14 protein-coding genes and 1 tRNA gene are annotated in these 21,977 nt (G+C 34.7%); 12 read left to right on the top strand and 3 right to left on the bottom strand.

All coding sequences use genetic code 11. The features are described from left to right. The first annotated feature begins 36 nt into the window (after positions 1 to 36). The 9 genes from EV142_RS23440 (at position 37) to EV142_RS23400 (ending at position 16,448) form a co-directional block, all read left to right on the top strand. Positions 37 to 9,819, top strand: coding sequence for a SpvB/TcaC N-terminal domain-containing protein (locus EV142_RS23440; protein WP_132038296.1), 9,783 nt, complete (start codon positions 37 to 39; stop codon positions 9,817 to 9,819). An 8-nt stretch (positions 9,820 to 9,827) separates the two neighbouring features. Continuing rightward, complete coding sequence (locus tag EV142_RS23435) at positions 9,828 to 10,211, top strand: hypothetical protein (RefSeq protein ID WP_132038295.1); 384 nt, start codon at positions 9,828 to 9,830, stop codon at positions 10,209 to 10,211. A 465-nt stretch (positions 10,212 to 10,676) separates the two neighbouring features. Beyond that, a complete protein-coding gene (locus EV142_RS23430) occupies positions 10,677 to 11,573 on the top strand; it encodes an RHS repeat domain-containing protein (protein ID WP_132038294.1) in 897 nt (298 codons plus the stop codon). Positions 11,574 to 11,585: 12 nt separating this feature from the next. Beyond that, positions 11,586 to 12,152, top strand: coding sequence for a hypothetical protein (locus tag EV142_RS23425; protein ID WP_132038293.1), 567 nt, complete (start codon positions 11,586 to 11,588; stop codon positions 12,150 to 12,152). Between the two features lie 108 nt (positions 12,153 to 12,260). Then, the gene (locus tag EV142_RS23420) at positions 12,261 to 12,977 is read left to right on the top strand and encodes a hypothetical protein (RefSeq protein WP_132038292.1); all 717 of its coding nucleotides are present in this window, start codon (positions 12,261 to 12,263) and stop codon (positions 12,975 to 12,977) included. 184 nt (positions 12,978 to 13,161) lie between these two features. Beyond that, the gene (locus EV142_RS23415; RefSeq protein ID WP_132038291.1) at positions 13,162 to 13,575 is read left to right on the top strand and encodes a hypothetical protein; all 414 of its coding nucleotides are present in this window, start codon (positions 13,162 to 13,164) and stop codon (positions 13,573 to 13,575) included. 36 nt (positions 13,576 to 13,611) lie between these two features. Then, positions 13,612 to 13,965, top strand: coding sequence for a hypothetical protein (locus tag EV142_RS23410; protein ID WP_132038290.1), 354 nt, complete (start codon positions 13,612 to 13,614; stop codon positions 13,963 to 13,965). Between the two features lie 184 nt (positions 13,966 to 14,149). Next, positions 14,150 to 14,674: a hypothetical protein gene (locus tag EV142_RS23405; RefSeq protein WP_132038289.1), complete on the top strand. Its 525-nt coding sequence runs from the start codon at positions 14,150 to 14,152 to the stop codon at positions 14,672 to 14,674. A 307-nt stretch (positions 14,675 to 14,981) separates the two neighbouring features. Continuing rightward, the gene (locus EV142_RS23400; protein WP_132038288.1) at positions 14,982 to 16,448 is read left to right on the top strand and encodes a glycoside hydrolase family 130 protein; all 1,467 of its coding nucleotides are present in this window, start codon (positions 14,982 to 14,984) and stop codon (positions 16,446 to 16,448) included. Between the two features lie 102 nt (positions 16,449 to 16,550). Here the strand turns inward: EV142_RS23400 and EV142_RS23395 are convergent, their stop codons facing one another. Continuing rightward, positions 16,551 to 17,645: an exopolyphosphatase gene (locus tag EV142_RS23395; protein WP_132038287.1), complete on the bottom strand. Its 1,095-nt coding sequence runs from the start codon at positions 17,643 to 17,645 to the stop codon at positions 16,551 to 16,553. A 621-nt stretch (positions 17,646 to 18,266) separates the two neighbouring features. Between EV142_RS23395 and EV142_RS23390 the strand changes: the two genes are divergently transcribed. After that, complete coding sequence (locus EV142_RS23390; protein WP_132038286.1) at positions 18,267 to 19,016, top strand: glycosyltransferase family 2 protein; 750 nt, start codon at positions 18,267 to 18,269, stop codon at positions 19,014 to 19,016. 39 nt (positions 19,017 to 19,055) lie between these two features. Beyond that, positions 19,056 to 19,775 carry a polysaccharide deacetylase family protein gene (locus EV142_RS23385; RefSeq protein WP_132038285.1) on the top strand — a complete coding sequence of 240 codons (720 nt, stop codon included), beginning with the start codon at positions 19,056 to 19,058 and terminating at the stop codon, positions 19,773 to 19,775. A 108-nt stretch (positions 19,776 to 19,883) separates the two neighbouring features. Here EV142_RS23385 and EV142_RS23380 read toward each other — a convergent pair. Further along, a tRNA-Glu gene (locus EV142_RS23380) sits at positions 19,884 to 19,955 on the bottom strand. 368 nt (positions 19,956 to 20,323) lie between these two features. Here EV142_RS23380 and EV142_RS23375 point away from each other — a divergent pair. After that, the gene (locus tag EV142_RS23375) at positions 20,324 to 20,971 is read left to right on the top strand and encodes a hypothetical protein (RefSeq protein WP_202978519.1); all 648 of its coding nucleotides are present in this window, start codon (positions 20,324 to 20,326) and stop codon (positions 20,969 to 20,971) included. A 95-nt stretch (positions 20,972 to 21,066) separates the two neighbouring features. Here EV142_RS23375 and EV142_RS23370 read toward each other — a convergent pair whose 3' ends face one another. Next, positions 21,067 to 21,471, bottom strand: a complete 405-nt coding sequence (locus tag EV142_RS23370) for a helix-turn-helix domain-containing protein (protein WP_132038284.1) — start codon at positions 21,469 to 21,471, stop codon at positions 21,067 to 21,069. Between the last annotated feature and the right edge of the window lie 506 nt (positions 21,472 to 21,977).

Below are 21,977 nucleotides of genomic sequence, written 5' to 3'. Positions count from 1 at the left end.
AATAAACGATTGCCACATAGTCGATTCCATTACAGTATGAAAAATAAAATTATAATTCTTGTACTTTTAGTAAGCTCATTTTTGTTCGCCGTAAATTTTAAAAACTATGATCTGGTTGCTAAATTTTCGCGTGATTTTTTTGAAGATGAAAACACTGCAGCCGTTTTAGATCCCATTAAGACAGCTCCGCTACCCGCTAAGACCACACAAGTATTTGATGCCGATATTAAAGAAGGTTTTATTGGTCTGAAAGACGAATCGGATACCGATGATGCGTACGATAACGTGTTTCATCTGGCGGTGAATATTCTTCCTTCCGTTTATGAAAGCGCTTTTCTGGAATATGAATTATACGGCTATGATCAGGCCGCTTCCATCTCGCGAAGTTTAAACAATCAGGCCAGTATAGGAGGTCAGTTTTTATCTAAAAATAATAAGTGGACTTCACAATCGGAGTTGCTTTCGGAGCAATCATTACGTCAGGGAGACAACGTTTTATTATTTACCGCACCCGAAGGAATTTCCAATAATTACAAGATAAAAAATGTACGAATTGTATATAAGCCTACACAAGTTGGGGTTTCTTATACCTTATTAAAATCAGAAAATAAACTGTACATCAAAGGGACCAATTTTCCTTCCCATATAAAAAAACTAACGGTTGGCGGTGTTGCTATCGATGTAAATCAGCCCGAATTTGAATTGATTCTGGATCAGAAAGATTTCAGTTCCGGCCAATCTGTTATTGTGACGAAAGAAACTACTACAGGAGTTATAATCACTGAAAAACTTAAAAGTAATGACTTCTTAAAAGTAGACAGCTTCAGGCCGCTTGAAAAGGCAAAGGAAAGTTTTGCAAAGACCATCAATTTCCAAACGGAAAACAGACTGGAATACAAGGAATTTCTTGCCGTTTTTCCAATAGGCGCCTTAAAAGCAAATGTTCACGTTTCGGTAAGCGGTTTACGTAAAATAGATATTGCCCCTTTAAATTCGGCAATGGTGAATGTTACGGGCACTAATGCCGGTTTTAGGTTACTGCCGCATGGGACTATTTTTGAAAAAACAGTCCGTTTATCACTTCCCTTTGACAAAAAAGCCATTCCGGAAGGATACACGGAGAAAGACATCAATGTGTTTTATTTTGATGAAAATAAACGGCTTTGGCAGGAAGTCAGCAAGGATTCCCTGGATATTAAAAAGGGAATTATCATGGCCAAAACCACCCATTTTACTGATTTTATTGCCGGAATTATCAAAATGCCGGAATCTCCGGAAACTTCAGGCTATACGCCAACCAGTATCAAAGATCTAAAAGCGGCAAGTCCGTTAGTAGGAATTCAGTCTATAGCACCTCCATCAGCAAACGGAAAAGGAACCGCCAGTACCGGTTTTGGAATCGTTATTCCAAACGGAAGAGGAGGCATGCAGCCTTCGTTTAGCCTGCAGTACGACAGTGATGGCGGACACAGCTGGGCAGGTACGGGCTGGGATATTTCGGTACCTGCGGTGAGTATTGAAACCCGTTGGGGAGCACCAAGATATGACGCAGCAAATGAAACCGAAACGTATGCAATTGCAGGAGAACAGCTGATTCCAAATTCGCACAGGGCTGCCTGGGTCGGAAGAACAGCCGACAAGCAGTTTTATCCAAGAAGAGAAGGTGCTTTTCAGCAGATTATCAGAAAAGGATCTTCTCCTAAAAATTATTATTGGGTAGTAAGGGATAAATCCGGTGTCGCCAGTTATTACGGAGGAAATGAATCAGGACTGGCTGCAAATGCAGTCTTGCAGGATGCTTCCGGAAATATAGGACATTGGGCACTTTACTTTCAAATCGATTTAAAAGGGAATACCGTACAATACGAATACGATAAAAAAGACGGCGAAATTTATCTTAAGAATGTATACTACACCGGTTTTGGTGCAGAGAAAGGAAACTACAGCGTTTCGTTTATCAACAATGGCGATTTGGGTGAAACCAACAGACCGGATGTTCAGGTTTCGGCCAGACTTGGTTTTAAGCAGTTAAACAATCAGTTGTTGCGAAAAATCGAAGTTCGTTATAAGAATCAGATGATCCGCAGTTACGAGCTGAATTACAAAGAAGGTGCTTTTAAGAAAACATTGCTTAAATCGGTTTCAGAATACGATTCGGAGTCTAAATTGTTTTACACCAATACACTGGATTATTTTGATGATGTTCGGGATGCTTCCGGGAAATACAATCCTTTTGGGCCCGAACAAGTCTGGACTGTTCCGAGTGATAATATCAAGCAGGGATTTACGGGAATAAAAGATTTTGAAAGCAATCATACGCTGGCAGGAAGTACCAACGGAACTTCCACGGGGATCAATTACAGGATAGGGGTGGGATTACCAACACTTGGTTCGTTCAAGAATAACACTATTGGAGCTCATGGAGGAAACAATTGGGGAAAATCAGAAACTTCAATTATACTTGAAGATATTGATGGAGATTCGTATCCGGATAAAATATTTAAGATAGCAAATGATATCTATTACCGTAAAAATTTACATGCTACCCAGCCCAATTCATTTGGAGAAGCCATAAAAATCGAGGGTATAAAAAACCTGGGTATCAACAAAAACAAATCTTTTAGTTGGGGAGTAGATGCCAGTGTTGGCTTTGGTGTAGCGACAGCTAATGTTGGTTATGATGAACAACGTACAACCAATCGAACCCTAAGCTATTTTATGGATTTTAATGGTGACGGGTTAGTGGATTTTGTGAATAACGGAAAGGTTTATTACAATCGAATTGTAAATGGCGTTCCTGTATTTATGCCGTCAAGTGCACAAACACCTTCTCCGGTTTCAGGAGGTGGAGATTTGGCACTTACTATGCCCGACCGTACATTGGAACTACAGCAGTTATTAGATAAAAATCCATTGCATGATGTGGTTCGTGTTTGGCAGGCTCCTGTAAAAGGAACGATCATAGTGAATCAAAATTATCAGCTTCTTGAAGATCTTTCTGAAGAAAGACAGGAATACAAAACGAGAAATGGTTTGGATAAAGCCGATGGAGTACATTTGTATTTTCAAAAAAATAATGGTTTAATCTGGGATGAGGTCATAACGGCTTTAGACTATACTCAAAAATCAAAGCCAGCCCAGACACTTTCTGTAGAAAAAGGAGAGCGTTTGTATTTTAGAATAAGTTCTATAAAGGATGGTAATTACGATAAAGTAATTTGGGATCCTAAAATCGAATATACGCAGGTTGAAAAAAGGACCACAATTTCTACTGCTTTAGAAACAATAAACGCTGCAGCCAAAGATGCGAATTTAATCACGCTGAAAAACTTTCATGCAGCACCGGATTTTTTTGCCAGCCAGGCCAATTCTATTGTAGTGCCAAAAGCAGGAACTATATCATTTTCAGGGACATTTAAAAAACCTGTTACATCAGATCATATTACATTAAAAATTCTCAAAAATGTAATCAATACAGCAGGAACAACCATTCTTTTTGAACGTAAATTTTTAGCATCAGAAGTGGTTAATTTTGATTTACAATCACTTGTTTTTGCAATTCCTGATGATAATACATTTGTTACAACAACCCTTGAATCATCAACAAATATTGATGCTAAACTATTATTTGCAAATCCGTCATTGATTTTACCAAATATACCCAATTCAAGACCAGAAGATAATATTCGTAAGGTTGATGTTGGACATAGCTTTTATTCTAAAATTGATGGTAATTACGTGATCGATGGCGTAAAACCGGACGTTACAGGTAAATTGAAACTCTTTATAAAAACTACGGATTATACATTGACTACCAGTTTGCTTAGATCTAAGTATAACGGAAATGTAATAATAACGGCTAAACAAAATGGGCTATTAGTTGGCCGCGCCACTTATGCTGTTACCAACGGTGTTTTGAGCCTAACTACGCCTACTGCTGATTTGAATTATGCTTATCCGGATACGCAAAAGAATACACCAATAGATTTAGAAGTATATATAAGCGATCCCGTACTCAATGAAGTTTTAACAACATATCCTAAGTTAGGAGCCTTAAACATTAATTACGAAATAACAGATATAATTACAGATCCTGCACTTCCGGTGCTATGGGAAAAAGCGACAAATGATTTCTCAATCTATACTGATTTAAGTGAAACCGAAAATAATTTTGGTTTGCAATATAAAAATTGGGGACGCTTTATTGTAAACGGTAATCTGGCAGGTAATCTGATAGATCAGACCAAACTTAAATTTGAAAATAATAGTGGTATTGACCCTAATAATTTTCCGGATCCTAATACTTTGGACCCTGAGAATATGCCGGGAGAATTTGATACAGGCAAAGAATACTTTTTGCCCATGAGTGCTGTTTATTCAGATAACATTCTATACGGAGGCGAAAAAGCCAGTTTCATCCAGAATGAGTTTATGGGAACCAATCGTTTAGGAGAAGATGATTTTGCGGAATATACTGATTTCTCTTCCCCTTTAACTGATCCGCTGGCAGGAGGCGAAACTGAAGCTCTTGACATGATCAACGAAAGCAAAAGCCGCAGTATTGGTGGTGGTGCAGGAGTTGGCGGTGGTGCAGGAGGTATAAGCGGAGGTTTAACAAAATCGACCGGTGATACTTATGTGGTTCAAACCATGAGTGATTTAAACGGAGATGGTTTTCCGGATTATATCATCGATAATAAAGTACAATACACCTCTCCCATAGGAGGAAAAAGCAGCGATGTTACCAATATAGGAAACTTTAGCCATTCTAAGACCAATAGTACTGGCGGAAGTTTGTCAGGAAGCTATAATCACGGTGCTCCGCAAAGTTCCCTGCAGATGACAGTGAGCAAAGGGAAAGTTAAGTTTACATCAGGTGCAAATGCCAGTATACAAGATGCTCTTAAAGCAGGAGGAACGATCAGTTTAGGAGGTAATGTCGGTAAAGGAGAAGATCGTTCTGAACAGATTTTCTCGGATATTAACGGTGACGGACTTGCGGATAGAATCGAAACAAACGAAACAGTTTCGTTTAATACCGGTTACGGATTTTTGCCGGCTGAGCGTTGGGAAAACATGAACGTAATCAACAAAGGAACTTCTCTGGATATTGGTGGGAGTGCCGGATACAGCGTTATGAACGGATCTTTTTCAGGAGGACTTAATTATTCGAGAAGCACATCAGATAACAGCCATTCATTTTTAGACATCAATGCTGATGGTCTGGCAGATAAAATTGAATATAGAGACAATACCGTTCTGATCGAATTGAATATGGGGAATTCCTTTGCTCCTGCAATTACTTATCCTCGTTACGAAGCGATGACACGAAATACAGGGGTAAGTTACGGAGGAAGTGTTGGAGCATCGTATGATATTCCTTTAATTCCACCATTTATTGTAATGAAATTAACCCCAAGTTTTGGAGGAAGTTTTGGTGCCAGTACCTCTCGTTCTGAAGCTTCTTTTTCAGATATTGACGGTGACGGAAACTTAGATTACATCTTATCAAAAGATGAAGATAATTTAGTAGTACGCCTTTCTAATATCAAAAGGACCAATAAACTAAAAAGTGTAACCAATGGCGCCGGAAACAGTTATGTGGTAGATTACGAACTGTTGAAACCAACTTACGAAAATCCGTCAGCTAAATGGGTTCTACAATCTGTTGATGTTTTTGATGGACATGTGGGGGATGGTATTGACCATTCTATTGCAAAATTCAGATACGAAGATGGATATAAAGATCGTCGTGAAAGAGAATTTTATGGTTTCGGAAAAGTAATTCAGGAACAGATTGATGCGGCCGATAATTCTGTCTTTACCACTACTGTACAGGAATTTTACAATCAGGATTATTTCCGTAAAAATCTTTTAAAGCGTAGCTATACCTTAGATAAAAACAATAAAATGCGTCAGGAATCTGAAAACGAATACAGTTTTACAGATGTAGCAACGCAGGCAAGTGTTCCTGTATCAGATTTGAATTTACCTTTTTGCGATGCCAAACGTATTTTTGTGGGAATGATTCATGCCAATCAAAAAGTATACGAAGGCGGAAGTGATTATCTTGAAACCAATATTTTTAATACCTATGATGCTAACGGAAATATCACACAATACGAAGATTTAGGTAACGGAACGTCAAGTGATAAAGTAACGGCCAAAATAAGCTATTATGAGAGTACAACACCTTATTATGGCGGAATACCAAAACAACTCGAAGTGTTTACAACTGAAGGGTTACGTCGTAAAAGAGCGACCACAATCAACACCACAACAGCCGAAGTTACTCAAATAAAAAATTACAGCGCGGCAGATAAAATAGCACTTACGGATCTTGCCTATGATACGTACGGAAACCTTCAAAAAATAACAGGTCCTGCCAATCATAAAGGGCAGCGTATGACATTGAATTATACTTATGATACGGAGAATCATCAGTTCATGACGGAAATCAAAGATGCTTTTGGATACCAAAACAAAGCAGCATTTGATTATCGTTTTGGTGCCCCAATTAAAACTACCGATCGTAACGATCAGAGTAATATCATGATATTAGACGCAAAAGGACGCGTAGCGATTCTAAAAGGTCCTTACGAAATTGCTTCAGGCAAACCATACACAATAGCCTACGAATATTTTCCGGAAGCCAAAGTACCGTATGCCAAAACCAAAAATTACGATCCCGAACTCGATAAGGATATTGAAACTTTTACCTTTACTGATGGATTAGGGAGAGCTTTGCAGGTAAAGAAAACAGCTAGTTTGTTTACTGCTCCCGGAAGTGCAGATCAGGAAGCGCAAATCGTTTCCGGAAAAATTATTTATGACGGTTTAGGAAGAGCAATAACAAGTTATTATCCAATAACTACTACGACTTTAGACAATAATTTCAGTACTGCCATATCAAATGTTACTCCAACAAAAACAGAATACGATGAAGTAGGGCGTGCTGTAAAAGTAACTTTTCCGGACGGAAGTACAAATACAACCACTTTCGCTCTGGATAATTATGACGGAGTGCCTGCATTGCACACCACAGAAACTGACGCCCTAAATAAAACAAGCCAGACTTATACCGATGCTAAGGGGCAGAATATGGCTAGTATGTTAAATGATTTGGTTACCAAGTTTGAAACCAATGCATTAGGAGAAACCATAAAAGTAACCGATGCTATGGATCATATTACCAAAAGCAGTTATGATTGGTTAGGAAGACGCATCGAGTTTACACATCCGGATGCAGGAACCACAACCTTACAATACGATTTGGCAGGTAATTTGACTTCACGCATTACACAGGATATAAAAAATACGGTACCAAATGGCGGAGCAATACAATACGAATATAATTTTAATAGACTAGAGTCTATAAAATACCCTAAAAACCCGCAAAACAATGTACAATACAATTATGGCAAAGTCGATGGAACTGCATCTCGAAGAGGCAGACTTTGGTTTGTACAGGATGCGAGCGGAGGACAGGAATTTTTCTACGGAAAATTGGGCGAAGTCGAAAAAGAAATTCGCACCCTTCGTATTACACCAACTGATGTACAAACGTATATTTCGCAATTTGAATACGATACCTGGAACAGAATCCAGAAAATGACTTATCCTGATGGCGAAGTTGTTGAATATACTTATAATTGTGCTGGAAATCTGCAAAGTATGCAGGGAAAAAAAGAAAGTCACACCTATAATTATATCAAACAATTAAGTTATGATGAGTTTGAACAGCGTAAGTATTTAAAATACGGAAACGACACCGAAACCAATTACACCTATGATGTAATGAGAAGATTACAACAGTTACAGGTGAAGAGCGGTACCAGACAAGTTATGAATAATAGCTATAGTTATGATTTGGTTGGAAATGTTCTAGGCATAAAAAACACGGCTCCAATCGTAAACAATACTTTGGGCGGAACATCAAATCATGAATACCAATATGATGATTTTTACAGATTAAAATTTGCAAAAGCGACGTATCAGGGCGAGTTTACCAAAGCCGGTTATGAGCTGAATATGAGCTATAATAAAATGCACAATATTACTAAGAAAGATTTAGTACATACAATAAACAACGAGCAAAAAGGGTACGTTCTAGATTATAATTATGATAACGAATTGCATCCCAACGCACCAAATAAAATTGGTGAAATAGGAAAAACTGTTCCTAGAGAATATAGTTATGATGGTAACGGAAATCCAACAAGTTATACTGAAGAAAAGAGTTTCCGAAAAATGACTTGGGACGAAGAAAATCGTTTAATAGGAATAAATGATAATGGAAGAATTTATCAATACACGTATGACGCAAAAGGAACTCGAGTTATTAAAAGTTCAGGAGATTCTCAGAACGTAGCTATCAATGGAGAAACTGCCGCTACGATTGTTCACACTGATGATTATACTGGTTACATAAGTCAATATTTTGTGATTAGCAAAGGAAAATTCACTAAACATTATTTTGAAGGAGCAGGACGAATTGTCAGCAAATTAGGTAACGGAACTTTTGCACAACCTTTAGGAATAACTGCGGGAGGTGTCAATTATACTAAATTAACTGCCGAACAGCAAAAAGCATTAGATAATTACGTCAGAAGTTTAGGTATGCCACCAGGACCACCAACACAACAAGGTATCTATGCAACCCCTGAGTTTACAGGTGACCCTTACCCAAGCGGAGTATTAAAACCTGTTGAGGAAAACCAAGAACCACCGGAAGGTTGGCCACGTAACCCAATTTTTAATGCTCCGGGAGATGTTCCGGGACCACCAGTACAATTTGGACCTCCGATAGAACCTACAACAGTAAAAGCAGGAGAAGGTTTCACAGGAATTGGCATGCCGGAAAATGATATTTTCTATTTTCATCCGGATCATTTAGGAAGTACTTCTTATATTACCAACAAAAATGGTTCAATTTCACAGCATGTAGAATACATTGCTTTTGGTGAGGTTTTGTTTGAAGAGCATGGTTCATCGTTTAGTTCACCTTATTTGTTTAACGGAAAAGAATTAGACCGTGAGACAAATCTTAGCTATTATGGGGCTAGGTATTTGGATATGAAGACTAGCATGTGGTTGAATGTGGATCCAGTAGCGGAGAAATATCCGAATGTTGGAGGTTATGTTTATGCTTTCAACAACCCTGTAAGGTTTATTGATCCTGATGGGAAAGAGCCTATTTTAGGGTGGATAACTGGTGCTATAATTGGCGCAGCAACTGAATACTTAGGAATTATTGGAAATAAAATGCTTTCTGATGGGATGAGTTTTGCAGATGCAAATCGAGATCTAAATAAAGGTGATGCTTGGGATATTAGTGTTGCAACAGTTGTTGGAGCTGCGGAAGGTACAATTGATGAAGGGATTGGTAGATTATTTTCTTTTGTATCGAAAGCTAGAAATCGTAAAATTCTTGAATTTGTTGCTAAAGTTGGAATAGATGCCTTGGAAACAGGATTAAAAGAATATCTTAAAGGTACTAAGTATGAAAATGTTGATATAAAATCAATATTGGCAGGTTCATTTGCTGAAGTTGGTCTTGGTGAACTTTTTAAGGTAGATGTTTTAAAAAAAGAAATAAGTAATGCAGAAAAGAAAATAGCAGACGCAACTCTAAGTAAAAACACTGTTAGAGGTACTACTAAATCAACATTGAAAAACATAAAAAAACAAGAGGCAATTATTAAAAAACAAAAACAGATTATTAATAGCATGAACCAATTGAATAATCCTGGTAATCTTGTTAGAGGTACTGTAGCAAAAACTGGTGGTAATGTTGTTCAAGACGCAACAAAAAATTAAAAGTAAAAATGAAAGAAACTAAATTATTATTAATTGTAAGAATAATTATTGCATGTGCGTTTTCTTTAAGTCTATATTTTAATATTTCAGAAATGAACTCGATTAAGGATAGCAATATTAGAAAATGTGAGATAAAAAAATTATATTTAAGATCAGGGAGAAGAAGTAATTCCTCTATATTAGTTGAATATGCTAATAAAGATTATTTCGTTGGTGTTCCAAGAAACAGGGAAGGTATTTTTGATAGCATAAGTGTAGGTAAACGTTATAATTTTTATTTAAACAAAAACACAGATACTTTGTTTATTAAAGATGAGAACAATTATAAATTAACGATTTTTATTGGATTTATTTTTGCTCTTACCTTTATCCCCAAGAAAACAAGGCGGTAGTACATCAAATGAGTTTGTATGTAAAACTATAATGGATAGTATTGTAATGATATTAAGAAATCTAATAATATTTATAATTATAATGCTAATTTGTTCTTTTGTGGAAAGATTAAGCAACAAAATCGTTTGAAAATTAAATATGACACGATAAAAAACTGCAAAATTAAAACCAATGGTAAAAATGCTTGGTAATAATACCCGATCGCTTGGATATGCGCAACGCTCGCTCGCAAATTCTTTACGTGCCTGCAAAGTGAATCGATAAAATATAATAAATTTAATTATGCAGATGGAACTGCATCACGCAGAGGAAGATTATGGTTTGTACAGGATGCCAGCGGAGGACAGGAATTTTTCTACGGTAAATTAGGCGAAAAAGAAATTCGTACACTTCGTATTACCCCTACAGACGTACAGACCTATATTTCGCAATACGAATACGATACCTGGAACAGAATTCAAAAAATGATTTATCCTGACGGTGAGGTTGTAGAATATACTTATAATCGTGCAGGAAACCTGCAAAACATGCAGGGTAAAAAAGAAAGTCATACTTACGATTATATTAAACAATTAGGTTATGACGAGTTTGAGCAACGCAAGTATCTAAAGTACGGTAATGATACAGAGACCAACTATACTTATGATGCTGTAATGAGAATATTACAACAATTGCAGGTAAAGAGTGGTACCAGACAAGTGATTAACAATTCTTACAGTTATGACTTGGTTGGGAATGTTTTAGGTATTAAAAATGTTGCACCTGTAGTGAACAATACTTTGGGAGGAACTTCGAACCATGAATACCAATACGATGATTTTTACAGATTAAAATCAGCTAAAGCAACCTATCAGGGAGAATTTACGAAGGCCAGTTATGAACTGAACATGAGCTATAACAAAATGCATAATATTACGGGCAAAAATTTAATACATACTCTAAATAATGAACAAAAAGGGTATGTTTTAGATTATAATTACGATAATGAACTGCATCCTAATGCTCCTAATAAAATTACAGAAGCAGGAAAAAGCCAGCCGAGAGAATACGTGTATGATGGTAACGGAAACCCGACAAGTTATACTGAAGATCAGAATTTCAGAAAAATGAACTGGGATGAAGAAAATCGTCTGATGGAAATCAATGATAACGGGCGTATACACCAATACACCTATGATACGGCAGGAGAACGTGTATTAAAAAGCAGTGGTGACAGTCAGAATATAGCCATTAACGGCCAGACAGCTGCAACCGAATTAACTAAAGATGCTGTAAAAGCGACAGGATTAAAGACCGGTGAAGAAACAGTTAAAAAAGTTGGTGACGAAACACAAAAAAAATTGAGAGGCGTTCAAGATTAAATTCAAGTAAATATGACAAGTAAAAAAGCTAAAGAAAATAATAGACTAACAACAGGAGACTGGATTAAATTAATAGGTTTTTTTGTAGTTTACTTTTTCTTTTTAAAATCAAAAGATATTATTATAAATTATCCCTATTGGCTACTCATTACGGTATTTGCAATTGTGGTAGTTATTTGTATAAGTTTACAATTTCGAAGAATAAAAGAAGATTATGTTACGATTGAAAAAAAAGACAAATTTTTATTCTTCGGAATAAATATTCTTCAAATTGCGGTAATTGCTTACTTTATTTCAGGTATAATTTTGATACCATTCAATTATTATAATATTTATAAATCAAAAAGTAATAATTCGATTATTGAAAAATGTGAAATTACAGGTATATCCACTTATTCAAAAAACAGAAGTATATTTTACAATTTTAAAGGAAAATCTAATGTTATTAATGGTTTTAAGCCAATAATGGAAAATATTAAGGATGATGGTAAATTTGAAAATTATTACTTTGTAGCAGAAGTTAGGCAGGGCGTTTGTAATACTTATATTCTTGAGAGTTGGGATATAGTGCAAAAATGAGAACTCCAGTCAGTCTGGAAAAAAAGTAGATTGGGTATATATTGCATGTCAATATAGGAAATAATTATTTGATAGCTAATTAATTAACACCTGTAACATTGAAGTTAAATGAAAAAAATAATTGTTTTTTTAGTTTTAATATTAGTTTTTAAGGGAAATGCACAATCTTTTGAAGGTAAGGTCGAGTATGTAGTAAGTACCGAAATTTTAGGAGATAGTTTATTACATGGAGTAAGTAAAAAGAAATTGGTTGAGAAATTGATAAGTCAGGGTGAAATACCTATAGATACTTTAAATTATATTTATTCCGAAAAAGGGGATTTTGTTTCTATCTGGAAATACGGAAATATTGATATGATCAGTAATTATATAAAAAAAGATAATTTATTATACAACTTTGTAGGAGATCTAAATGTTGTATCTGCAATAGATGTTACAATAGATTTGGAAGAGAAACTAGGAAATCCGCCCGTTTTAAAAGAATTAGAGCAGAAAGAAAAAGTAGGCAATTTAGAGTGTTCGATCGTTGAAGTAAGATGGAAAATGGGTACTTACCGGTATTATTTTTCAAATTCAATATTGAAGATTGATTCCGAATTGTTTAAAGGCTATAATTACGATCAGTTTTACGAATTCTTAAAGATCTCTAATTCGCTTCCAGTAAAAATTGAAAAAATAACGAAAGATTTTTTTAAGTCTACGTACCTATTGCATTCTTATACTACAAAAAAAGTAGATAAATCAGTTTTTACCATTCCAAGAATGAAGGAAGATAAGATGATGAGAAGCATGTATCAAAATAAAAAATTTTTCATTATTAAATAATTCCCCTCTTTCCGAAGTGTTCTCTTAAAAAAGTACGCAAATGTTTCTGAACTGCCCCTGCTCTTGGAAGATTTCGATAAAACGTTTTGTGCGCTATGGATGAAAATAAAAAAGAAGATGGATGACTATAATAATAAATAGAAATATCCCATTAGATTTTTTTGCAATAGGAGCAGATTAAAATATGAAAAAGAAAGGTAAACAAATTCAGAGAAAACCTAAGAGTCAGGTTTTAGAAAAAAAAGAGATTGAGTGGACAAATCTGGGAAGGTTTAAATTATTTCTGGTGTTTTTAGGAATTGTACTGGTTTTTGTTTTTTTTATTAAAAACAGCATGCAAGAGCGTGAAACTGAATATAATCTGGTGAAATCAGATTATAAAATTACAAGGGCAATAATAACTAAAATGTTTGTTTATAAAGGCAAAACAATTAGGGTGCGATTTAAAGTTGCTGGTAAAACATATAGTGGAAGCGATGGTATGTTCAAAAGAAAAAGCAAAGATGTAGGAGATTCAATATATGTTAAGTATTATTTGAAAGACCCTAATCTTTTTATCACGGAGTTGAATAAAAAGTATGATAGCTCTTCAAATTAGATGTGGTATTGATCAGGTGCACTGATATTAAAACAAATGAACAATAAAAAAAGTAATAGTAGTTTTTTAGTAAAATTTAAAAAAAGAATATACCTATTAATTGCCTTAAGTCCAATCTTGTATTTGGCTTTTAGTATAATAAAATGGCCAATTTATAATTCTTTATTAGATAATTATGCTGTTGAAAAAGAAGCAACAATTATTAATGAAAAGAATATTCTTGGAAAGGGAGTAATAACACAAATGTTTACCTACTCATATGAATTTACTGCAAATGGAAAACTATATGATGGTGATTCTAAAAAAAGAGGCTATAAGATAGGCGATAAAATTAAGGTCGAATATTTGGAATCTTTTCCAAGTATTAACAGAGCCAAACAGAAAAAATAATAGTTGAAAGGACCATTTTAAAGCAAGATAATTAATGTTAAAAACAAAGGTACAGTATAATTCTGTGCCTTTTGTTTTTTAAGTTTGCGGGGGAAGACCATTTGATATTAAAAACTAAAACCACAAAAAAGATAATTACAGGTTGCGTGGTTAAAAAAATAAGTTAAGAAACAAACCCGACACAATGATAGAAAAGATATTTGCAAAAAAGTGGATTTTTATAATCATGGCACTTTTATTAATGCTGTTTTTAAAAGAAGACAGAATGATATTAAATGTTCCATTGACTCTAAATGTATCGGTTTTTTTGCTTTCTTTCGGTATCGTATTAATTTTTCTGTACAGATATAATTCAGCCGAAAAAGGAAAGGCAAAGAATAAAAGCAATACCATAATTGATATGTTAGGAATTCTGATTTTAGCATTTTTTATTTTTATCCTGCTGAAATTAGCGATTAACTACTATACCGTAAAAAGTGCAGAAGAAATAGCAACTGAAGAAACAAAAGTACCAATAGACAATTTTGTTTCAGGAAGAACAGATTTACTTTATTTTTATTTTAAAGATAAAAGATACAGTGTGCGCTATAATAATACCAGTCACTTAAGCAAAAAAGAGATAATCGATAACTATACCTTGCATATCGTATACAGCAAATCTATTTTTGACACCTATGTTATCAAAAAATATAGTATTGAAGTCAAATGAAAATAGTTTCCTGCTCGTAGATTGATATTAATGAAATATTATATTAATTCTATCATATTTAAAAATCAAAAGGTACAGTTTAATACTGTGCCTTTTTTATTTGATTTTGCCGCGAAAACTCAAAACTCCAATTTCTTTGAGGAAGCTGCCGGTCTCAATCTGATGAAAATTAAAAACACCAAAAAGAAGTTTTAATAAAAAATTAAGCTTTTTAATTAACAAAATTATTAACTTGTTATAGCAATAGAAATGAATTCCTTGTTTTAGATAATTGCAGTTCCTTATTATTAAAAATAAAAAACAAATTATGCGAGTATCAGTAATACGAAAAAATATAAAATTTACACCAGATTCCAGAAGAGTTGTTGCCCGATATTTTATGAATGGTAACGAACGGACCAAGCAAATGGTAATTCGTATAATGCTGCTCGATGAAAAGCAAGTACTGCAAACTTTAGAGCAGACGCTTCGTGAGTTTGCCAGACGCCATCGAAATATTTCAGCCGTTTTTTTTAAACATTGCGAACAAATTAGACCTGTAATCGAAGACATGCAAATAGATTATGAAGGAATATCCCTCAATCGAAAAATGCTTATAGGTTCTTTTTGTACCATGGAATATGCCATAGAATCGGCCGCTATTTTTAATCCTTCGATTGTAGAAGATTTTGACCAGACTGGTTTGGGAGCAGGCGAAAAACGGGTAGTCATTTCTTTTAGGGCTACGGGTGAAGGTCATATTTCCTCTATTGTTTTCAGAAGGGGAATTCTCGATAAGGATAACAATCTGACGATAATGAAAATTGGAAATCAGATTGATAAAGCGGAGATCGAACACAAGACTTTATTCAACAAGGAACGATTTTTAACCAAATTGGCAGAAATGCATACCGAGGACAAATATATAACTCAGATTATGCAGGATCTGCCGGATGAATTCGAATTTGCGATCCTTAAAAATAGTCTGAAAACCTCTTTAGGCGATCCCTTAATTCGGGAAGAAAGAAAAATGGCGCTGCAGGAAATACTCTGGTTGGCCAATTCATTTTATGATTTGCAGTTTACGCACGATTCAGATATTACAGAACGCGTTATATTTCCAATATCCGAATCGGAAAGCCGCGGTATAGAAGATGCCCGTTTTGTGCGCTTTGTAGACGATGACGATTCCGTTCGCATCATGGCAACCTACACCGCTTATAACGGACATACCATACTGCCTAAACTAATTTCTACCGAAGATTTTTACAGCTTCAGGGTAATGCCGCTGCATGGAGCAGGTGCCCAAAATAAAAACCTGGCCCTGTTTCCCAGAAAAATAAAAGGCAAATACGCCATGCTTGCCCGAATCGATGGAGTAAATAATTACATTATGTATTCGGACAGAGCCACACAATGGAATGACCCTGTTCTTCTTCAGGAACCCCGTTTTTCATGGGAACTGACACAAATAGGAAATTGCGGCTCACCACTTTGGACACCGGAAGGCTGGCTTGTAATTACCCACGGTGTAGGTACAATGAGACGTTATTGCATAGGGGCTTCCTTATTTGATCTTGATGATCCGTCTAAAGAAATAGGAAGACTTTCAGAACCGTTACTTTCTCCTCTAGAAGACGAACGTGAAGGGTATGTGCCAAATGTGGTCTATTCCTGTGGCGCCATCATACACAACAACAGCCTTATCTTACCTTACGCGGTATCCGATTATTCGTCTACTTACGCTACTGTTGATATGGCGGAATTATTAGAGGCGCTGAAGAATAGTAAATAATAAAGCTGATTGTTCAGACTTTAAAACTTAAATTATCTACATAAAAAAAGCTTCAGAGAAATCTGAAGCTTTTTGCTTTTTTAAGAAGTATAAAGAATGTCTTTAAAACTTAGTATTTACTTTTTTAGAACGATCTGCAATGTAGGAGATCAGCCAGATGGTTTGCCCTTCCTTTACAAAATATATTTTCTTTGTGTCTAAATTTGGAATGCTTTCCAGACAGCTCAATAGTATGTTATTGGCTGAAATAAGATATTGCTGGTCATAAGTACTCAAAACTCTGGCTGCTTCCTTATTGGTTTTAGCAAGGTTCGTAAATTTGACAAAATTATTCTTCAATATTGCATCGTAATTGATAACATCTTCCAGGCTTAAAGAAACATAATGTTCTTTAACGTTTTCATTATAATACAGAGTTGCAAACGCCCATACAGCTCCACCGGATAAATACATTTTTTCTTTTTTTAATAAAAGAGGATTGGCGTCCAGCATCACTTTTATCTTCTTACGCAACACCGGGTTAAAATCAAAAGACTTTTCCTGGTAGGTTGCCATATCATTCGCCTGATTTGGATTCGCTACTGTTTTTTTTACGGCATCGGTAAGTGTCATGGTACCGAAATCAAGTTCCAAAGGAATAAACTCTAATTTGTCGTCCTCAAGTTCATCAATGTAACCGCCTTTAGTAGTTTGTGCACCAATATCAAGCAGGAAAGCATTAGCATAATCAACAGGTGGAATAGCTCCTTTAACAAGTGTTTTAGGTTCTTCGTTAACATTAAGCACCTCTACATCTTTGTTGGTAAGAGTCGTGATTTTATTTTTTAGAGCGTCGATATTACGGGCAGCCGAAAAAACGGGAGCCGCAACTATAAATATATGGGCCTCCGGAACTTTAAATTCTGTTCTAATTTTGTTGATCTGCTCCACAATTATCGCAGTAATTTTGTTGACATCGTCCTCAGGAAACTCGCCCTGAGCCGTAACATGGTCGGCAAGACTAATTCTTTCATTCGAAAAATAGAGAATCTTATAATCTGCTTTTCTGATATTACTTACATCCAGAACCGAAGTTTTTATGGCTCTGCGCCCGATTTCAATTCCGGCATACAGATTTTTTTGAGAAAAGGAATTGGTGGAAAAAAATAAACTTAAAAAAATAAAAAGCAGAATTTGGGGTTTGTTTTTCTTAAACATTGGATTTAATTATGATTATAATATAATTTGTTTTTAATAAAGATTTTAAGCTAATGATGTGAAAGGCATAATTTTGAATTCAAAAAAGTGGCTTTCGATACGAGATCGCAAATTTATAAAAACATTTACGAACATAACCGCAGTTATCGGAAAATATAATATTTAATTATTGGGATAGTTTTTCGGAGTTCATAACGTGCGAAAATTAGCTCACTTCCTTTTGCTTTAAAGATTTAATAATGCCTTTTTTATTGTGTGAAAATGAAAATAAAAATCAATTTTCACACACTTTCTGTGTGAAAGTGAAAATAAAAATTAAGTTTCACACAACTGTTGTGGAGAGCAGCTATTGGTTATTCTCCTGAAAAGGATTATAAAACAAAAGCGCAGTAGCAGAACAATTGATCTGATAGGTTTACCTTTTTTAGCTACAAACATTCCGATTATTTCATAAACGCCTCCAAGTATTACAATTATAAAATGGACGCTCCTTACAGCCCATAACTTTGAAACTATCTTTTCGGTTTTACATAGTGCAGATTCATTATCTACAATAGTAAAAACAATCACCTTAAAAGGTGGTCAGTAGAAGAATTGGTTATTGATTATAAAAAAGCAGACATGAAAATTAGTGGTTTGGTAATTACTTTGAATGAAGAAAAAAATATTGGAAAATGTATTGATGCCTTATTGAGAGTTTGTGATGAAATAATTGTAATTGATGCCTTCAGTACAGATAAAACAGTTGAAATAGCCGAAGAAAAAGGAGCGACTGTTATTAAACAATCTTTTTTAGGAGATGGCCCTCAACGTGATTATGGGTTGCCTTATTGTAAAAATGAATGGATTCTTAATCTAGATGCGGATGAATTTTTAGATAAGGATGCGGAAGACTTTATTTTTGCGGAAAAATATTTAGAAGGTAATTATGACGCTTTTAGCTTTAGAATAAAAAACTTTTTAGCGGATGAACTAATCGATTTCTCAGGCTGGTATCCCGATCACACCGTTCGGCTATTTAATAAAAAGACAGCACATCCATCCAATTCAATTGTTCATCAAAGGGTGGTGGCCCATAGAGTTAAAAAGGTGCCGGTACATATTCTGCATTACGCTTGGGATTCTCTTAGTCAGATTATCATAAAAAAGAATCAATATTCTACCTGGCAGGCGCAACAGCTTTTCGATCAGGGTAAAAGAATAAAATTTTACAAGCCCCTTCTTAACGGAACGGTTGCTTTTGTTCGCTGCTATTTTTTTAAGAAAGGTGTTTTTAATGGCATCAATGGGCTAACATTTGCCATGATTCAGAGTTTCTTTTCTTATATGAAATACTTAAAACTTTTGAAAATTCAAAAACAAAACAAGTAGTGCGTTTTAAGATTTTGTCTCATAAATTAAATAATAATAATGTCCCTACTTCCCATTTTAATGTACCATAATATTAGTGAAACTGAAAGCAATAAATTGACTGTTCCTTTGCAAAAATTAGAGCAGCAGTTTCAGTATTTAAAAAATAATAATTTCCAAACATTTCATTTTGAAGAATTGGAGAAAATGAAAGCTATTCCCAAAAAAAGCATTGTAATCACGTTCGATGATGTTACTGAAAATCAACTTATTTATGCTGTTCCGCTATTAGAAAAATACAACTTAAAGGCTAGTTTTTTTATCCCTTTTTTTTATATCGGAAAAACAGATTTATGGATAAATAGTTCAGGGGTTTTCAAAAATAAAATCATGACAATCGAGCAGTTAAAAGAATTAGACAGCGATAGAATAGAGTTAGGTTATCATTCCTATGAGCATAAAAAATACAGTTCATTATCGACTTTAGAAATAGAAAGCGATTTTCTGAAATGTGAAGAAGTAATTGCCAGTAATGACTTAAAAGTATATCCGGTTCTGGCTTACCCACATGGCAATTATCCTAGAAAGGGTAATGAGAATGCACATTTTAAACAAATATTGGCTAAGAACAATATAAAATTTGGCTTAAGAATAGGGAATCGTCCAAATAGTTTCCCTTTTAAAGATCACTACGAAATCAAAAGAATTGATATTAAAGGCCAGGATAACTTGGTTACTTTTAGATTAAAAATAAAATTAGGCAAATTGGGGCTTTTTTAATTATTTTTCCAACATAAGATTCAATGAAGTGCTGGAACAGAATACAGGTGCGACAACTTAGATTTTTAAATAAAAAAAGCTTCAGAGAAATCTGAAGCTTTTTCTTAGTAGCCCGTAGCGGAATCGAACCGCTCTTACATGGATGAAAACCATGCGTCCTAACCGATAGACGAACGGGCCTGTTTTTCTAATGCGGGTGCAAAAATGCAACTATTTTTAAAATACGCAAAAAAATATTTTACTTTTTTTTAGTTATTCTGAAAATATCGTTATCCCTGGCTTTCGTAAGAGTTCTTATGGAAAGCTGGCGAATGTCTCCCGACTTCTCACCCATGAAGAGAATCGACAAGGACAAGTCTGCAAAAATTAGTAACAATCAAAATAGAATATTGGAGAGGGTACGAAGTCAGGAGACTTCGCACATCGGATTTTGTATTTGGAATGATTTGGCAAATCCGTAAATAGAGCTTAATTTAGTCCCAAACCCGCTTTAGTACAAGAATGTTAGCGGTCATTGCAAACTAACTAACACGTCACTTATTCGAAAAATGGAAAGTTTAAGAATTAAGCAAATGATTAAGAAATATTCGGTTTTGATATGTTTGGTCCTTTCTGTGATTTTCATAGTAATCGCGACCTTATTTTATCCGGGCGGCTCATTGCTTGACAAAAAATCTATAGGATTTCAGTGGTCAAAAAATTTCCTAAGTAATTTGTTTGCAGCAAAAGCGATAAATGGTTCAGAAAACCCAGGCAGGATTTTGGCAATTATCGGAATGGCATTCCACTCGGTTGGTTATGGAATTTTTTTCATCAATATGTCAAAAAAAATAGCTGCAGGACAAGTGGCAGCTATTTTAAAATTTATAGGCGCTACCAACATATTATTTATTTTCTTAATTGCAACACCCTTGCATGACCTTGGAACAATATCGATTATTCTAACCTTGCTTGGTTTATTTATTATTACTGTCTTTATCCTCAAGTCAAAACTTCATTTACTTAAATTTTGCTGTATTATTTGCTTATTGACTTTTTACTGTTTCTTTTTCCTGTTTGGGTTTGGTTATTTGGATTTGGCAGTCATAATGCAGAAAGTATATAATGCAAGTGCGATACTATTAGTTTTAGGACTAGAGTATTTTACCAAATATGAAGACTTTACACAAATTAGATCGGAAGGAGAAAGTATATAAACAACGGTAATTCTAGGAGGTAAAATGAAGTGGTTGCAAAACAAAAAAGAGACTTTAAAGTCTCTTTGTGAAATTAATATATCTTATATCAATGATTATTTAGCAATCAATTTTTCAAGCCTTGCCATCATTTCATCTTTTTCTTTCAGCATTCGCTCAAACAAAGCAATCTTTTCTTGGTGAAGTTTTTTGATCTCCTCAATCGGATTGTTATTAAAAACTTCAATTCTATTATTGAACATTGCATTATCCGAGAAATTACACGAAATTAAATTTACTGCCTGTTCCTCATCAAAATTCTGAAAAGCTTCCAAGGGAATTTTTAATGCCTCCGAGATTTGATTAAGTATATCGTCTTCAATTACATCTTTTTGCTCCAGCATAGAAATTTTCTTTTGATTCCAGTCATTTCCAAGATCAAAAGCCAATGCCTCCTGTTTGATGCCAAGCATTTCCCTGAAACGCTTAACGTTTCTTCCCTGATGTATTTTCTGTTCCATAATGAGTATCAATTTTCTAAAGGCTCAAAGATAAAGCCATTTGGATTAAAAATCCTGAGTTTCAAAGAAAAAAAAATATCCTGTAAAATATCTTTTTTGTCAGATATTATACCCACTGTAGTATCAGGACTTTACCAGCAAGTTTAAGGTAAAGTATGAATAAATTACAACATTTCAAAAATATAATTTTCCCCTGATGGAAAGTGCGTCCCTCTCGTGAACACAATGAAACGGTGTCAAATAGTATTAAACAAAAAAAGCTCCAGATTTCTCTGAAGCTTTTTGTCTTGGTAGCCCTAACGGGACAATTTTCGAACCATTTTCTGGATGATTTAAGAAAAATAAACATTCTTAAACATTAAATTTTGCAATTCAAACCATACGATTAGATTACTCGATTATTGCAAATAGCGTTTAATTATTTTTTCACTAGAGAATGCCCAAACTACATTGTTTTTATATGAAATATTTTTGATTGGTTGATCATGAGTGTACTCGAGGGTCCA

The organism is Flavobacterium circumlabens (assembly GCF_004345565.1).
Classification (GTDB): domain Bacteria; phylum Bacteroidota; class Bacteroidia; order Flavobacteriales; family Flavobacteriaceae; genus Flavobacterium; species Flavobacterium circumlabens.
This window is presented reverse-complemented; position numbering and strand designations above follow the sequence as displayed.

Excerpts from the sequence above, each read along its gene's own strand:
- EV142_RS23420 (WP_132038292.1), top strand. The coding sequence starts at position 12,261 with ATGAAAAAAATAATTGTTTTTTTAGTTTTAATATTAGTTTTTAAGGGA.
- EV142_RS23440 (WP_132038296.1), top strand. The coding sequence starts at position 37 with ATGAAAAATAAAATTATAATTCTTGTACTTTTAGTAAGCTCATTTTTG.
- EV142_RS23425 (WP_132038293.1), top strand. The coding sequence starts at position 11,586 with ATGACAAGTAAAAAAGCTAAAGAAAATAATAGACTAACAACAGGAGAC.
- EV142_RS23410 (WP_132038290.1), top strand. The coding sequence starts at position 13,612 with ATGAACAATAAAAAAAGTAATAGTAGTTTTTTAGTAAAATTTAAAAAA.
- EV142_RS23415 (WP_132038291.1), top strand. The coding sequence starts at position 13,162 with ATGAAAAAGAAAGGTAAACAAATTCAGAGAAAACCTAAGAGTCAGGTT.
- EV142_RS23375 (WP_202978519.1), top strand. The coding sequence starts at position 20,324 with ATGGAAAGTTTAAGAATTAAGCAAATGATTAAGAAATATTCGGTTTTG.
- EV142_RS23370 (WP_132038284.1), bottom strand. The coding sequence starts at position 21,471 with ATGGAACAGAAAATACATCAGGGAAGAAACGTTAAGCGTTTCAGGGAA.
- EV142_RS23395 (WP_132038287.1), bottom strand. The coding sequence starts at position 17,645 with ATGTTTAAGAAAAACAAACCCCAAATTCTGCTTTTTATTTTTTTAAGT.
- EV142_RS23405 (WP_132038289.1), top strand. The coding sequence starts at position 14,150 with ATGATAGAAAAGATATTTGCAAAAAAGTGGATTTTTATAATCATGGCA.
- EV142_RS23400 (WP_132038288.1), top strand. The coding sequence starts at position 14,982 with ATGCGAGTATCAGTAATACGAAAAAATATAAAATTTACACCAGATTCC.
- EV142_RS23390 (WP_132038286.1), top strand. The coding sequence starts at position 18,267 with ATGAAAATTAGTGGTTTGGTAATTACTTTGAATGAAGAAAAAAATATT.
- EV142_RS23385 (WP_132038285.1), top strand. The coding sequence starts at position 19,056 with ATGTCCCTACTTCCCATTTTAATGTACCATAATATTAGTGAAACTGAA.
- EV142_RS23435 (WP_132038295.1), top strand. The coding sequence starts at position 9,828 with ATGAAAGAAACTAAATTATTATTAATTGTAAGAATAATTATTGCATGT.
- EV142_RS23430 (WP_132038294.1), top strand. The coding sequence starts at position 10,677 with ATGATTTATCCTGACGGTGAGGTTGTAGAATATACTTATAATCGTGCA.